Consider the following 14117-nt stretch of genomic DNA (forward strand, 5'->3'; position numbering starts at 1 on the left):
GGCCGGTGTGAGGGTGCAGACGTGACCACTGCCAGCGAGCAAGCCCCCGCCGAGCAGAGTGGCGTCGCGCCGCCGCCCGTCCTGGACCGACGCCGCCGCAACATCGTGTTCGCGACGATCGTGCTCGGCATGCTGCTGGCGGCGCTGGACCAGACGATCGTCGGCACGGCCCTGCCGACGATCGTCTCGGACCTCGGGGGCGCCGCCCACATGTCGTGGGTGGTCACGGCCTATCTGCTGGCGGAGACGGTGGCCACCGTCCTGGTCGGCAAGTTCGGCGACCTGTTCGGGCGCAAGCTGGTCTTCCAGATCTCGGCGATCGTCTTCATCACCGGGTCGTTCCTGTGCGGCCTCGCCTCGGACATGCTGCTGCTGATCATCTGGCGGGGCATGCAGGGCATCGGCGCGGGCGGTCTCATGGTCACGTCGATGGCGCTGATCGCGGATGTCATCCCGTTGCGCGAGCGGGGCAAGTACCAGGGGGCGATCGGGGCGGTCTTCGGCATCTCGACGGTGATCGGCCCTCTGCTCGGCGGACTGTTCACCGACCACCTGACCTGGCGCTGGGCGTTCTACGTCAATGTGCCGATCGCCATCGCGGTGGTCATCGCCGCCGCCCGCAACATCCCCTCGGTCAAGGCAGCGGGGCGGCCGGTCATCGACTTCGCCGGCATCGCGCTGGTGGCCGTCGGGGCGAGCGCGCTGATCCTGGCGACGAGTTGGGGCGGCAACGAGTACGCCTGGGGCTCGTCCGTGATCATCGGGCTCTTCGCCGGCGGGCTGCTCGCCCTGGCGCTGTTCTGCCGGGTGGAGACTCGGGCGAGGGAGCCGATGCTCCCGATGCGGCTGTTCGGCAACCCGGTGTTCACGGTCTGCTCGATCCTCAGCTTCATCGTGGGCTTCGCGATGCTCGGCTCGATGATCTTCCTGCCGACCTATCTCCAGTACGTGGACGGGGACTCGGCGACACTCTCCGGCGTGCGGACCCTGCCTCTGGTGGTCGGCCTGCTGGTCGCCTCGATCTTCAGCGGCAACGTGGTCAGCAAGACGGGCCGCTACCGGCTGTTCCCCATCGTCGGCACCCTCGTCATGGCCGCCGGACTGTTCCTCCTCTCCCGGATGGGTCCCAGCAGCGGGGTGTGGCTGGAGTCGCTCTACATGGTCGTACTGGGGCTCGGCATCGGGCTGGCCATGCAGGTGCTGACGATCGCCGTGCAGAACACCGTGGACTACGCGGACCTGGGCACGGCGACGTCGGGGGTGACGTTCTTCCGTACGCTCGGCAGCGCCTTCGGCACGGCGGTGTTCGGCACGATCTACGCCAACGCGCTGCGGCCCAACCTCGCCGACGGCGTGGCGGACGCGGTCGCGGCGGGCGGCGATCCGGAGGCGCTGGCCGACGCTTCGCAGAGTCCGCAGGCGCTGCACGCGCTGCCGGCCGCCCAGGCGGAGCCGCTGGCCCAGGCGTACGCGGACACCCTGCACACGGTGTTCCTGTGGACGGTGCCCGTGGCGCTGCTCGGTTTCGTCGTCGCGCTGTTCCTGAAGGAGGTGAAGCTGCGGGACTCGGCGCGGCTCGGCTCCACGGACATGGGCGAGGGCTTCGCCCAGCCGGGCACCGGGGACTCGGCGAAACTCCTGGAGTTCTCGGTGGCCACCATCCTGCACGGCACGGGTACGGGCATGGCCCGGCGGATCGTCGCGGAGTCGGACACCCGCCTCGACATCGCGGGGGCCTGGGCGGTGATGCAGGTGGACCTGTTCACCCGGATGGTGGGGCACGCGGGGCTCGGTCTGATCGCGGCCCGCCACCGCATCCCGCCGGAGGTGCTGGTGCCGGTCTTCGACCGGATGATCGAGGAGGGCTTCCTGACGGGTGACGGCCAGCTCTTCTCGCACACGGCGGCGGGCCGGCGGGAGGCGGCGGTCATCTCCGACGCCTGGGGGCGCTGGCTCAACGAGCGGCTGGCCGAGGACGGAGCCCGGCCTGATGACCGTGAGCTGCGGGCCACGGTCGACGTGATCGCCAAGCGGCTGCTGGCGGAGGATCTGGCCCAGGAGCTGTCACCGGAGCCGAGCCCCGGCGGCTCGGCCAGGATCGGGGCTCCCGCCTGACCCGGGGCGGGCCGTTCGGCTCCCGGGCCCCGGCTGTGCCCGTACGCCTTCCCCGCCGGGGCCCCGCCGCCGGGAAACGTCCCGGCTCTCGGCGCGGGGCGGGCGTCACGCGCCGGGAGCCCCCCGCTCACGGCCGGTGGTCCGGCGCCGTCGGCGCTCAGTCGACGAAGACGGCCGTGGCGTAGACCCAGGCCCCCTCGTGGCGGACGAAGCGGCTCTGCTCGTGGAGGGCGTCGGGCCGCCCGTCGTCGGTGTAGTGGGCGCGGAAGGTGACCGTTCCGGCCGTGTGGAAGGCGCTGCCCTCGGTGGCGCCCAGGATCTCCAGCCGCACCCAGCGCATCGCGGGGTCGAACGTGACGGCGGGCGGCCGGGTCTCGGGGTGCCAGGTGCGCAGCAGATACGCCGCGTCCTGGAGGACGAAGGCCGCGTACCGCGAGCGCATCAGCGCTTCGCAGGTCGGGGCGGCGGCACGGCCGGAGTGGAAGCGGCCGCAGCACTCCCCGTAGGCGGCGGGCAACCCGCACGGGCAGGGGCCGGCGGAGGCGGTCCGCGGGGCGGCGGGCCGCCGGGAGGCGCGTCGTGACATGGGTCCATTGTGCCGTGGGACGAGTGCCTCAGCGGGCCGGGGCGAAGCGGCGGCGGTATTCGGTGGGCGTCAGCCCCGTGCGGCGGCGGAGCTGGGTGCGCAGGCTGGTCGCCGTGCCGAGGCCGCTGGTACGGGCGATCACGTCGAGGCGCTCCTCGCCGCGTTCCATGAGGCGGCAGGCCAGGGTGAGGCGCTGTTCGGTGAGCCAGGCCAGCGGCGTGGTGCCGAGCTGGGCCCGGAAGCGGCGGTGCAGAGTGGCGGGGCTGACGGCGGCGCGGGCGGCGAGCGCGGACACGTCCAGGCCGTCGGCCAGGTGCGCGGCGGCCCAGGTCAGGAGCGGACCGAGCGAGGCGTCGGCGACCTCGGGCACCGGGTGCTCGACGAACTGGCGCTGGCCGCCGTCCCGGTGCGCCGGGTGGACGAGGCGCCTGCTGACGGCCGCGGCGGTCTCGGCCCCGTGGTCGGCGCGGACGAGATGGAGGGCGGTGTCCAGGGCGGCGGCGCTGCCGGCCGCGGTGATCACCTGCCCGTCGTCGACGAAGAGGACGTCGGGGTCGAGGTCCACGTGCGGGTACCGGGCGGTGAAGGCGTCGGCCCACCGCCAGTGGGTGGTGGCCCGTCTGCCGTCCAGGACTCCGGCGGCGGCCAGCGTGAACGTCCCCGTGCAGAAGCTGACGAGGCGGGCGCCCCGGGCGGCGGCGCGTCCGATCGCCGCCAGGACGTCCGGGTCGGGCTCCTCCAGCGGGTCGGGACGGTTGGGGGCGATGACGGTGTCGGCCCGGTCCACGGCGTCGAGCCCGGCGACGCCGGAGAGCTGGAAGAAGCCGGAGTGCATCCGGACCGTGGGCGTGGGGGAGCAGATCCCGAAGTCGTACCAGGGCACGGGAAGCTCCGGCCGTCGCAGACCGAAGAGCTCGGTCGCCACCCCCATTTCGAAGGGGTTGGACCCGGACGCGACGATCATCACCACCCGGTGCGAGGATTCTTTTGCCATATGCGATTCGTAGCACTCCCGGACGACGGGGTCCAGCGACGAGGGTGGACGCCATGAGCAACGGAAGCGCGGCACCCCGCGCAATGCGACCGATCTCGCTGAGCGAGGCCCTGGACTCCTTCGACGCGCTGTGGAGCCCGCGCGTGGTGACCCGGGTCAACGACTACGACGTACGGGTGGCCAAGGTGGAGGGAGAGCACGTCTGGCATGTGCACGAAGATACGGACGAGTTCTTCCTCGTGGTGGAGGGGGCGCTGGACATCGCCCTGCGCGACGGAGCGGAGGGGGACGGCGAGCGGACGGTGACCTTGGAGAAGGGCGCGGTCTTCGTCGTCCCGCGCGGCGTCTGGCACCGGCCCCGCTCCACCGGCGGCGCCTCGCTCCTGCTCTTCGAGCCGTCGGGGACGTCGTCGGTGGGCGACGCCCACGACGAGGTGCCCGCCCACGTGGACGCCACCACGGGGCACCCGCTCAGCGTATGAGAGGGCGCCCTCGGCGCCCTCCCGCCCGGGACCGGGCGAGCGGGCGTGGGGGCGGGCCCGGTCAGGGCTTGCGCGCGACGCCCGCGTAGCCCGGGATAGGCTCGTCGCCCGGGACCTCGACGGGCTCGCCGAGCTCCGGGTGCCACTCGGCGGAGAGCGAGACGCCGGGCTCGACCAGTTCGAGGCCGTCGAAGAAGGCGGTGAGTTCCGCGCGGCTGCGGGGTCGCAGCGTCATCCCGCGCTGCTTGTACAGGGCCCGCGCCTGGGCGGCGCCCTCCGGGTTGAAGTCACCGGTGGTGTGCGAGAGCACCAGGTAGCTGCCGGAGGGGAGCTGTTCGACCAGCCGGCCGACCAGCTCGCCCGCGCCGTCCTCGTCGTCGATGAAGTGCAGCAGCGCCAGCAGCGACAGCGCGATCGGCTCGTCGAAGTCCAGGACCTTGCCGGCCGCGGCCAGGATGGCCTCCGGCTCGCGCGCGTCGGCCTGGATGTACTCGGTGGCGCCCTGGGGGGTGGACCGCAGCAGGGCCGCCGCGTGGGCGAGCACGATCGGGTCGTTGTCGCAGTAGACGACGCGCGCTTCGGGTGCGGCCTTCTGGGCGATCTGGTGGAGGTTCGGCTCGGTGGGTATGCCGGTGCCGATGTCCAGGAACTGCCGCACCCCCTGCCCGGCGAGCCAGCGGGTCGCCCGGTGCATGAACGCCCGGTTGACGCGCGCCATGTCGCGGCCGCGTGCGTCCAGAGCGAGCAGTTGCCGTGCCATCTGTTCGTCGACCGGGTAATGGTCCTTGCCGCCGAGGAACCAGTCGTACATCCGGGCCGGATGCGGCTTGCTGGTGTCGATCTCGATGGAGTGGTGGTGCCCGGTCATGGCTCGCTCCGTGGTCAGGGGTCCGTACGTCGACGGTCGGATGGATCAGGGGAAACGAACTGCACGGCCGGGACGCGCCGCCGCGCCACGGGGGCCGTCCTGGGAGGTCCCGACAGGATAGGGCGGCGCCGCCTCACAGGAGAAGGAAATCCGCCTGGCCGGCCTTGGCGCCCTCGATGAAGGCGGCGATCTCGCCGTTGGAGTAGATGAGGGCGGGGCCGTCGGGATCGGCGGACTGGCGTACCGCGACCCGGCCGTCCGCGAGCTTCATGGCTTCGACGCAGTTGCCGCCGTTACCGCCGCTCCACGGCTTGTACCAGCCCTCGGAGCCGAGGTCCCCGGCAGGCATGCCGTTGTATATACGGTTCATCACAGCTCCTTGCGGAAGTCCCGGAGGATTTCCTTCGTGCGTTGTGCAGTCGCGGCCTGAGCCGCCATGCGGTCCATGACTTCGAGGTAGGACGCCACCTCGGGGCGGGCGTCGAAGTAGACCGCCCCGGTCAGGTACTCGCTGTAGACCATGTCGGGGAGTTCGGGCACGGCGAACCGGAACAGGACGAACGGGCCGTACGTTCCGGGGTGGTGGCCGGTCGCGAACTCGGCGATCTGGAGCGTGACATGGGGCAGCGCGGTGGCGTCGAGCAGCTTGTCGACCTGGCCGCGCATCACCTCCGGTCCGCCGACCGGCCGCCGCAGGACGGTCTCGTCCATGATCACCCACAGCTTGGGCGCGTCGCCCTTTGCCAGCAGCGACTGCCGCTCCATGCGCAGCGCCACATGGCGCTCGATGTCCTCCGGCCTGGTCTGGCCGATCGCTCCGGTGCGCATCACGGAGCGCGCGTAGTCCTCGGTCTGGAGCAGGCCGGGCACGAAGTGCGGCTCGTACATGCGCAGCAGGCTCGCCGCGCCCTCCAGACTGACGTACATGCTGAACCAGTCGGGCAGCACGTCGTGGAAGCGCTGCCACCAGCCCGGCTTGTTCGCCTCCTCTGCCAGTTCGACGAAGGCATCGGCCTCGCGGTCGGCGACGCCGTACGCCTTCAGCAGCAGCTGGACATAGGGGATCTTCAGTCCGACCTCGGCCGTCTCCATGCGACGTATCGTCGCGGGAGCGACCCTGAGCACCTTCGCCGCCTCGTCACGGGCCAGTCCGACGCGCTCGCGCAGATCCTGCAGGCGCTTGCCGAGAACGACCTGGCCCACGGTCGGGGCGGACCGCGGTTCGCTCACTTGAGACCTCCCCATGCGCTGTTTTGCGAGCAGTGTGCCATGCGTGCGCCCCCAACGACACAGTCACTCTGAAAATTTCAGAGTGCCCCTTGCCAAGTGTCCGTGTCAGGGGGAGAGTTGGCTACCGAACCAGTTCGCTCAGTCACGCCCGCTCCCGTGTACGCGGAGAACGACGTGTGACGCAGCCCCCACTGTGAGGAATCGGTCGTGGCACCTGGCAGTGCGCTCATCCCCCGGAACACGGATCTCAGCCCCGGGACGGAGGCGCTCCGGTACTGCTTCACGCTGCCCGCGCGCCCCGAGTCGGTGGCCGGCGCACGGCGGCTGACGCGGGCCCGCCTGGACGCCTGGAAGCTGACCGGCGACGCCCACGAGGCCGCCGTGCTCATCGTCTCCGAACTGGTCACCAACGCGATCGTGCACACCGCGAGCGCCCGGGTGGTGTGCGAGCTGCGCTGCCTGGGAAGACAACTGCGGATAGCCGTGCAGGACCAGGGCCACCAGCCCGACGGCCCCCGGCTGCGCCGCACCGCCGACGACGAGCACGGCCGAGGACTGCTCCTCGTCGACGCGTTGAGCGATTCCTGGGGCTCGCACGACGCCGGGTACACCTCCGGGCGCATCGTCTGGGCGGAGGTGCCGCACGGCTCGGAGCGGCTGTACGACGCGGAGCACCCATGCTGAGGAACGCGCTGTCCCGGCTCCGCACGGCCCACCGCACGCGGCTGCCCGCCGAGCACAGCGGCGGCCCGGTGCGGCTGGCGCTGCCGGCCTCGATGTCGGCCAGCCTCGGCTGTGACGCCGTGGGCGTGCCCGCCCGCCACGGCTTCCGCCTGATGTCCCATCTGCCGCGCACCGGGTGCGTCTTCGCCGACGCCGACCGGTGGTGGTGGATCGTCCCGGCCGGCTCCGACCTGGACCTGGACTGGCCCGGGCAGGTGACCTACGCCCGGGACGCCGCCGTCCCCGTCGGACGGCCCCGGCTGATCCACACGCCGGAGGGCCTCACTCCGTACACCCCGCCGATTCCCCTTTTCCTGATGGTCTGCCAGGTGACCGGCGTGACTCCGCGCTGGGCCGCCGCCGGGACGCCCAGCGCGGTGCCCGCGCCCTGAGCAGGAGGCGGGTCCCCGTCCCGGCGCGGTGGACGCCCGGCCGGGCCCGCAGTCAGGCCCGGCCGAGGTGGGACAGCTCCGGATGGACCTCGGCATACCGCTCGACCAGCCGCCGGGCCACCGCGACCGAGTCGACGAGCGGGTGCAGGGCGAACGCCTGGACGGCCGCCGCGCGCGATCCGCTCTCCGCCGCTTCGAGCACCGCGCGCTCGACGGCCTTCACCGCTGCCACCAGACCGACCGCGTGGTACGGGAGGGGCGAGACGGCCACCGGGTGGGCCCCGTTGGCGTCGACGAGGCAGGGCACTTCGACGACGGCCTCGCAGTCCAGCGCAGAAAGGGTCGTGCGGTTGCGGACGTTCAGGATCAGGGAGGTGCGTTCGTTGCGGGCGACGGCCCGCATCAGGGCGAGCGCCACCTGTTCGTACCCGCCGGATTCCAGGTCGTCGCTCTCCCGCTCCCCGGCCCCCGCCACCTCACGGTTCTCCGCCATGTAGGTGGCCTCGCGTTCGGCGCGGGTGCGGTCCCAGGTGAGCAGCGCCGCAGTGCCGGGCTCCCGCATCCGGGCGTAGAAGCTCTCCTGCTGGTCGCGGAGGAAGGCCCCCCGGGTCCGTTCGGCCTGCCGGTAGGCGTGGACGGCCTCCCGGTTGAAGTAGTAGTAGTGCAAGTACTCGTTGGGGATCGAGCCGAGCGACCGCAGCAGCTCGGGGCCGAAGAGGCGGCCCTCCTCGAAGGAGTCGAGCAGGACCGGGTCGGCCAGCAGCCGGGGCAGTTCGTCCCGCCCGTCGACGTACAGGCCCCGGAGCCAGCCGAGGTGGTTGAGCCCGGCGTAGTCGATCCAGACCCGGTCCGGGTCGGCTCCCAGGAGGCGGGCGACGCGTCGCCCCAGCCCGACCGGCGAGTCGCAGATCCCGATCACCCGGTCGCCGAGGTGCCGGGACATCGCCTCGGTGACGAGGCCGGCGGGGTTGGTGAAGTTGATGACCCAGGCGTCCGGGGCGAGACGGGCGATGCGCCGGGCCAGGTCGAGGGCGACGGGAACGGTGCGCAGCCCGTACGCGATGCCTCCGGCGCCCACGGTCTCCTGTCCGAGCACACCCTCCTCCAGGGCCACGCGTTCATCGGCGGCGCGCCCGGACAGGCCGCCGACGCGGATCGCGGAGAAGACGAAGTCGGCGCCGCGCAGCGCCTCTTCGAGATCCGTGGTGGCGATCACGGCGGGGGCGTCCGCGATGCCTCGCGCCTGTTCTCCGAGGACGCGGGCGACGGCGGTGAGCCGGCCGGCGTCGGTGTCGTACAGCGTCACACGCGAGACGCGGCCCTCGGCGTGATCGCCGAGGAGGGCCCCGTACACGAGAGGCACCCGGAATCCGCCACCGCCAAGAATTGTCAGCTTCACGCTGCTCGATGGTACGGGGCGGGCGGGCTCCGCGGCGCTCCCCCGGTCCGCACGTGGGGGCCCGGCCGGCGGTCCGGCAGCCGTCCCGGCCCGTGCGTGGGGCGGCGTGGGCGGTCCCGGTCCGGGGCAGTGGCCCGGGACCGCCGTCGCGCTCGGGTCAGCGGCGGATCAGTAGCCGTTCCACCAGCGGGACACGGCCTGCCAGAGCCGGGCGGGCGCGGCCGGGCGACGCTGCTCGGGGATCGCGGCCTGCGGGGAAGGCTCCGCCGGGGAGGCAGGCTCGGCCGGGGCGGGCTCCGCCGGGACGGGCTCCGCCGCCGCGGGGGCGGAAGGGGCGGTCTGCGGGGCGGCCCCCGGGGCGTGGGCGGGCTGCATGCCCGCCGCCGGAAGGGGCTCCGGTACGGGCCGGGGCGGGGAGGAGACCTCCCACGCACCGGCCGGCCGATCGGCGCGGGCCATCACCGAGAGCGGGTCGGCGTCCAGCTTCTGCCGGGGGCTGGGGGCGAACTTCACCGGCAGCTCGACCAGGTGGCGGGACATGATGTTGCCGATCCACCTCAGTTCGCTCTCCTCGATGCCGAGTTCCAGGTCGGGAAGCCTCATCAGCAGCGCGTCGACCCCGACGTCGGCGATGGCGCGGCCGATGTCCTGACCGGGGCATTCGTGAGGGCCGCCGCTGAAGGCGAGGTGGGCGCGGTTGCCGCCCATGTCCGCGGTGAGGTCCGGGCGGACGGTGGGGTCGGTGTTGGCGGGGGCGATGCCGACGAGGAGGGCGTCTCCGGCCTTGATCTGCTGGCCCCCCAGTTCGGTGTCCCCCACCGCCCAGCGGCCGAACACCGCCGTGAAGGGGGGTTCGTCCCAGAGGGTCTGCTCCACCGCCTCGGGCACCGTCATGTGTCCGCCGCTGAGCCGGGCGCGGAAGCGCGGGTCGATCAGGACCATGCGCAGGACGTTGGCGATGAGGTTGGCGGTCGACTCGTAGGCGGCGATGAGGACGAGCCGCAGGTGTTCGACGACCTCGATGTCGGTCATCGCGGCGGGGTGTTCGACGAGCCAGCCGGCGAAGTCGGGTGCGGGCTCGGCGCGGCGGCGTTCCACGAGACGCGTCAGCACGGACACGATGTGGGCGTTGCTCGCCACGGCGGTCTCGGTGCCGCGGGTCATGTCGCGGGCCGCCTGGACGAGGCGCTCGTCGTACTCCTCGGGCATACCGAAGATCGCGCACATCACCATCATCGGAAGGTGGTCCGCGAACTGGTTGACCAGGTCGGCGCTGCCCTTCTCGCAGAAGTCGTTGACCAGGCGGTTACTGAAGCGGTTGATGTGGCGCCGGACGCCACGGGTGTCGATGCGCTCCATGCTGTCGGTGACCGCGCCGCGCTGGCGCTCGTGCGTGGCGCCGTCGGCGAACACGCAGACGGGCTGCCAGGTGAAGATGGGGGCCAGCGGATGGTCCGGGGCGACACTGCCGTCCTGGAGGGCGCGCCAGCGCCGCGAGTCCCGGGAGAACTGGGACGGCGTGCGGGTGAGGTGGAGGTTCTCGCTGTGGCCGAGGACGAGCCAGGCGGGCACGTCACCGTGGAGCAGGACCGGGGCGACCGTCCCGTGTTCGGCTCGGAGTTTGGCGTAGAGGCCCGCCGGGTCGGTCTCCGCCTCGGGACCATGGAGCCGACGCAGCCCGCCGGGTCCGATGTCGAGGTCGTGGGCCGGGCACTGGGGCGGCGGCACGGCGCCGGGTTCGTGGTGGAAGGGGGTTGTCACAGGGGCTCCAGGGATCAGGATTCCAAGGCTGGTGCACAAGGGGGACGGGACGGGGACGTACGGGCGTGGGACACGCGCACGCAGGAGCGGCCCCGACCGAGGGCGCGCGCCGGTGGGCGCACGCCCCCGGTGTCGGTCCGGACGGCGGGGCGGCTCCGGGCGCGCTTCGGGGGCGGGGGACGCGGCGTCAGGCGAGCGGGACGGCCAGGCTGTGCAGGTAGCGCATCAGGGTCATGAGCACATCGCGGCTGGAGACCCGCATCCGGGCGTCGCAGTCGACCATGGGGACCTCGTCCGGCAGGTCGAGCGCTCTGCGCAGGGCCTCGACCGGATGGTGCGGCGCGTCGGGAAAGGTGTTCACGGCCACCACGAACGGGACCCCACGCTCCTCCAGCCGGCCGATGACGTCGAAGCTCACTTCCAGCCGCCGGGTGTCGATGAGGACGACGGCGCCGAGGGCCCCTTCGAAGAGCCCGTTCCACAGGAACCAGAAGCGTTCCTGGCCCGGGGTGCCGAACAGGTAGAGGATCAGTTCCTCGCTGAGGCTGATCCGCCCGAAGTCCATGGCGACGGTGGTGGCGGTCTTCGTCTCCACCCCGGCGTTGTCGTCCACGCCGACGCCGGCCTGGGTCATGGTCTCTTCGGTCGTCAGGGGCCGGATCTCGCTCACAGAACCGACCATGGTGGTCTTGCCGACGCCGAACCCGCCGACGATCACGACCTTCACCGCGGCGGTGACCGTGGTGGGAAGGACGTCCTCGCTACGGGGTCCGGTGATCGTGTCAGAGCTTCTGAAGTCCATGCATCACCGCTTCGAGAAGGGACCTGTCGGGGAGTGTGGCGCGGACGATCGGCGCGCGCGACTCGATGAGTTCGGTCGCGAGCAGATCGCTGAGGAGCGAGGTGACCACGCTGAACGGCAGGCCGAGGTAGGCCGAGATCTCGGCGACGGACAGCGGAGCCTGGCAGAGCCGAAGGATGGCGGCCTGCTCGGGCTGGAACGTCGGCGAGGGCTCCGCCTGCGCGACGACCATCGTGACCAGGTCGAGCGCGGCCCGTTCGCTGTCGTCGAGATCACCGGTGATCACATACAGCCGTTCCGGATCGTTGAGCGCCGGGTCCGCCTTGCGGCGTTCTCGTCGGGGACCGCTCATCCGGACTGCCCGCCGTGGCGGGGCGGGCTGGTCAGATGGGCTCCGATCCGCACGACCATGTCCCGCATCCGCGCGCCGACCAGACCGGCGTCGACGGTCTCGCCGGCCAGCACCGCGAGGTACGCGCCGGTGCCGGCCGCCATCAGGTAGAAGAACCCGCCGGTCACTTCGATGACCACCAGCTTCATCAGGCCGTCGCTGTAAGGGATCTCGGTGGCCACCGCGGCGGCCAGGCTCTGCAGTCCGGCGCAGGCCGCGGCGAGCCGGTCGGCGACGTCGGGGTCGCCTCCGTGCATCGCGATGCGCAGACCGTCCGAGGAGAGCACCACGATCTGGTGAATGCTCGGAACCTCCTCGGCCAGTTCCTTGAGCATCCAGTCCATGTTTCCCCGCTGCTGGATCACTTCAGGTCTCCCTTGTCCCACGCGTCATCGGCGTCTTCGCCGCCGTGCTTCGGTTCCTGCGGTACGCCGTTGACGGCCTGGGTGAAGGCCTCCAGCCACAGGCCGGGGGGCCTCTCGCCGCCGGCCGGGCCGCCACCGGGCCCGCCCGCGTCCCGGCCGGGCTGGCGCCCGTTGGCCTGGACGGCGGGTGGCGGCGGGGGCTGCTGCGGGAGGTTGTGCGAGCCGAGCGGGGCGCGGCCCCGGCTGCGGCGTTGCGGCAGCCCGTTCTCGGTCCACTCGGTGACCACGGGAGCGTGGTCCTCCATGGCCGCTGCGGGGGCGGCCGGGCGCGACGCGGCCGCGGGGGCGTCGGCGGGGGCCGGGGCTGCCACCGAGGGCACGGGGCCGGTGGCGGCGGGCTTGGGCTTGCGCTTGCCGGGCGGCGGTACCACGTGCTGGAGCTGGGACATGTCCAGCGAGCTGGTCGGCCGCGAGGTGGCGCCGATGCCGTGGGCGATGCCCGGGGCGGGGCCCGTGGTGATCATGTCGCGCGGCACGATGAGGACGGCACGGACGCCGCCGTACGCGGACTGCCTCAGCGATACCTGGAGTTGGTACATCCGTGAGAGCCGGCCGACGACGGCCATGCCGAGCCGCGGGGACTCCCCGAGGTCGTTCATGTTGATGCCGGCCTGGGCCTGCGCGAGCATGTTCTCGGCGCGGGCGCGGGCCTCCTCGCTGAGGCTGACGCCGCCGTCCTCGATCTCGATGGCGATGCCGGTCTGCACCTCGACCGCGGTGACGTGCACCCGGGTCTGGGGGGGCGAGTAGCGGGTCGCGTTGTCCAGCAGCTCGGCGCAGGCGTGGATCAGCGGTTCGACCGAGGTGCCGACGATGGCGACCTTGGCGATCGAGTGCAGATCGACGCGCTGGTACTCCAGGATGCGGGACATCGCACCGCGCAGCACGCTGAACAGCGGTACGGGCTTGGGCCACTGGCGGCTCGGCCGGGCTCCGCCGAGGACGGCGATGGAGTCGGCGAGCCGGCCGATCAGCGCGGTTCCGTGGTCGATGCGCAGCAGGTCGTCGAAGACCTCGGGGTTGCGCCCGTAGTGGTCCTCCATCTCCCGCAGTTCACTGGCCTGGCGGTTCACGATCGCCTGGACGCGGCGGGCGACGCTGACGAAGGCGCGCTGAGCCGAGTCACGCCGCGCCTCCTCGTTGTCGATGACTTCGAGGACCTGGTAGATCTGCTCGCGCAGCGCCTTGGGCAGATGCCGGTTGGCCACGTCCGCGTCGACGACGTCGCGCATCACCTCTTCGGGCGAATTGCCCACCCGCAGCCGTCGGATGGCGGCGGGCATGACCTCCTTGGTGAGCCGCACGGTCTCGGAGTCGTGCGAGAGGATGCGGTGTTCCAGGTAGGCGATGCGTTGCTCGTACGCCGCGCGCTCGACGCGCATGGCGTGGCGGCGGCGGTGCAGTGCGGCGGTGAGTACGGCGACCGCGATCGTGGCGATCACGCCGCACACGGCGACTGGTATCCGCGCGGCCGGGACGACCAGGGCCGCACCGGCCGCGGTGGCGCCGCCCATCAGGACCACAGGCGGCAGGACTACGCGGACGACGGGAATTCTTCTGTCGGTCGGCGGTGATTCAACACGGACCATCTAAACCCTCTGGCGGTTGATTCCGGGATGTATGCGCACGTGAGCGGAGACTCAGGCACAAGCGCTCGAATTCGTCTCAACTCGACTCCACTGCGCGTGAGCTTAGCCAGATCAGAACAGTGCTTCGGCATATTCACCCAACCCCCTGCGGAAGCTCGCCGAGAGGCATACACTCGCAGTTTTCGCACTCACCGCTGTGGATCATGTGCAGAGGGTGACCGAAGAGGGCAGAGGACCCGCCTACGGTCGGGTAGTACCGCAAGGTGGGACGCAACCTCTCGATATAGAGCACTTTTCGGGCGTGATCGCTCCAGGGGGCCCGGCTCGTCCCGGAGTGCGGGACGAGAGCACAAGTGATCG

The 14117-nt window shown here is 71.9% G+C and carries 15 protein-coding genes; 4 read left to right on the forward strand and 11 right to left on the reverse strand.

Features of this window, described 5'->3' with window-relative positions; translation table 11 throughout:
• Positions 1 to 21 precede the first annotated feature (21 nt).
• Positions 22 to 2115 (forward strand): MDR family MFS transporter, encoded by a 2094-nt coding sequence (locus V9U70_RS05015; protein ID WP_336673219.1) that lies wholly within the window; start codon positions 22 to 24, stop codon positions 2113 to 2115.
• 157 nt (positions 2116 to 2272) lie between these two features.
• Here V9U70_RS05015 and V9U70_RS05020 read toward each other — a convergent pair whose 3' ends face one another.
• Together V9U70_RS05020 and V9U70_RS05025 are read right to left on the reverse strand one after the other, a co-directional pair.
• A complete protein-coding gene (locus V9U70_RS05020) occupies positions 2273 to 2701 on the reverse strand; it encodes a YchJ family protein (RefSeq protein WP_336673220.1) in 429 nt (142 codons plus the stop codon).
• Positions 2702 to 2729: 28 nt separating this feature from the next.
• The gene (locus V9U70_RS05025) at positions 2730 to 3695 is read right to left on the reverse strand and encodes a GlxA family transcriptional regulator (RefSeq protein ID WP_336673221.1); all 966 of its coding nucleotides are present in this window, start codon (positions 3693 to 3695) and stop codon (positions 2730 to 2732) included.
• A gap of 53 nt (positions 3696 to 3748) precedes the next feature.
• On the opposite strand from V9U70_RS05025, the gene V9U70_RS05030 reads away from it, so the two are divergent.
• Complete coding sequence (locus V9U70_RS05030) at positions 3749 to 4177, forward strand: cupin domain-containing protein (RefSeq protein ID WP_336673222.1); 429 nt, start codon at positions 3749 to 3751, stop codon at positions 4175 to 4177.
• Between the two features lie 61 nt (positions 4178 to 4238).
• Here V9U70_RS05030 and V9U70_RS05035 read toward each other — a convergent pair whose 3' ends face one another.
• From V9U70_RS05035 to V9U70_RS05045, 3 genes are all read right to left on the reverse strand, one after another.
• Positions 4239 to 5045, reverse strand: a complete 807-nt coding sequence (locus tag V9U70_RS05035) for an SAM-dependent methyltransferase (protein WP_336673223.1) — start codon at positions 5043 to 5045, stop codon at positions 4239 to 4241.
• Between the two features lie 133 nt (positions 5046 to 5178).
• Entirely contained in the window at positions 5179 to 5415 is a 237-nt protein-coding gene (locus tag V9U70_RS05040) for a DUF397 domain-containing protein (protein WP_336673224.1), read from the reverse strand.
• On the reverse strand, positions 5415 to 6275 hold the full coding sequence (locus V9U70_RS05045; protein WP_336673225.1) for a helix-turn-helix domain-containing protein: 861 nt from the start codon (positions 6273 to 6275) through the stop codon (positions 5415 to 5417). The genes V9U70_RS05040 and V9U70_RS05045 overlap by 1 nt, the downstream gene beginning before the upstream one ends.
• Before the next feature lie 207 nt (positions 6276 to 6482).
• On the opposite strand from V9U70_RS05045, the gene V9U70_RS05050 reads away from it, so the two are divergent.
• Both V9U70_RS05050 and V9U70_RS05055 read left to right on the forward strand, forming a co-directional pair.
• Positions 6483 to 6959, forward strand: a complete 477-nt coding sequence (locus V9U70_RS05050; protein ID WP_336673226.1) for an ATP-binding protein — start codon at positions 6483 to 6485, stop codon at positions 6957 to 6959.
• Positions 6953 to 7390, forward strand: coding sequence for a hypothetical protein (locus V9U70_RS05055; protein ID WP_336673227.1), 438 nt, complete (start codon positions 6953 to 6955; stop codon positions 7388 to 7390). Before V9U70_RS05050 ends, V9U70_RS05055 begins: the two co-directional genes overlap by 7 nt.
• A 52-nt stretch (positions 7391 to 7442) precedes the next feature.
• Here the strand turns inward: V9U70_RS05055 and V9U70_RS05060 are convergent, their stop codons facing one another.
• The 6 genes from V9U70_RS05060 to V9U70_RS05085 form a co-directional block, all read right to left on the reverse strand.
• The gene (locus tag V9U70_RS05060) at positions 7443 to 8789 is read right to left on the reverse strand and encodes a 6-phospho-beta-glucosidase (RefSeq protein WP_336673228.1); all 1347 of its coding nucleotides are present in this window, start codon (positions 8787 to 8789) and stop codon (positions 7443 to 7445) included.
• Between the two features lie 168 nt (positions 8790 to 8957).
• Complete coding sequence (locus tag V9U70_RS05065) at positions 8958 to 10550, reverse strand: cytochrome P450 (protein WP_336673229.1); 1593 nt, start codon at positions 10548 to 10550, stop codon at positions 8958 to 8960.
• A gap of 187 nt (positions 10551 to 10737) precedes the next feature.
• A complete protein-coding gene (locus V9U70_RS05070) occupies positions 10738 to 11352 on the reverse strand; it encodes a GTP-binding protein (protein WP_336673230.1) in 615 nt (204 codons plus the stop codon).
• A complete protein-coding gene (locus V9U70_RS05075; RefSeq protein ID WP_336673231.1) occupies positions 11333 to 11704 on the reverse strand; it encodes a DUF742 domain-containing protein in 372 nt (123 codons plus the stop codon). The genes V9U70_RS05070 and V9U70_RS05075 overlap by 20 nt, the downstream gene beginning before the upstream one ends.
• The gene (locus tag V9U70_RS05080; RefSeq protein ID WP_336673232.1) at positions 11701 to 12108 is read right to left on the reverse strand and encodes a roadblock/LC7 domain-containing protein; all 408 of its coding nucleotides are present in this window, start codon (positions 12106 to 12108) and stop codon (positions 11701 to 11703) included. Before V9U70_RS05080 ends, V9U70_RS05075 begins: the two co-directional genes overlap by 4 nt.
• On the reverse strand, positions 12105 to 13757 hold the full coding sequence (locus V9U70_RS05085) for a sensor histidine kinase (RefSeq protein ID WP_336673233.1): 1653 nt from the start codon (positions 13755 to 13757) through the stop codon (positions 12105 to 12107). The genes V9U70_RS05080 and V9U70_RS05085 overlap by 4 nt, the downstream gene beginning before the upstream one ends.
• Positions 13758 to 14117 lie beyond the last annotated feature (360 nt).

This window comes from Streptomyces pratensis, from assembly GCF_037137275.1.
GTDB classification, from domain to species: domain Bacteria; phylum Actinomycetota; class Actinomycetes; order Streptomycetales; family Streptomycetaceae; genus Streptomyces; species Streptomyces pratensis_B.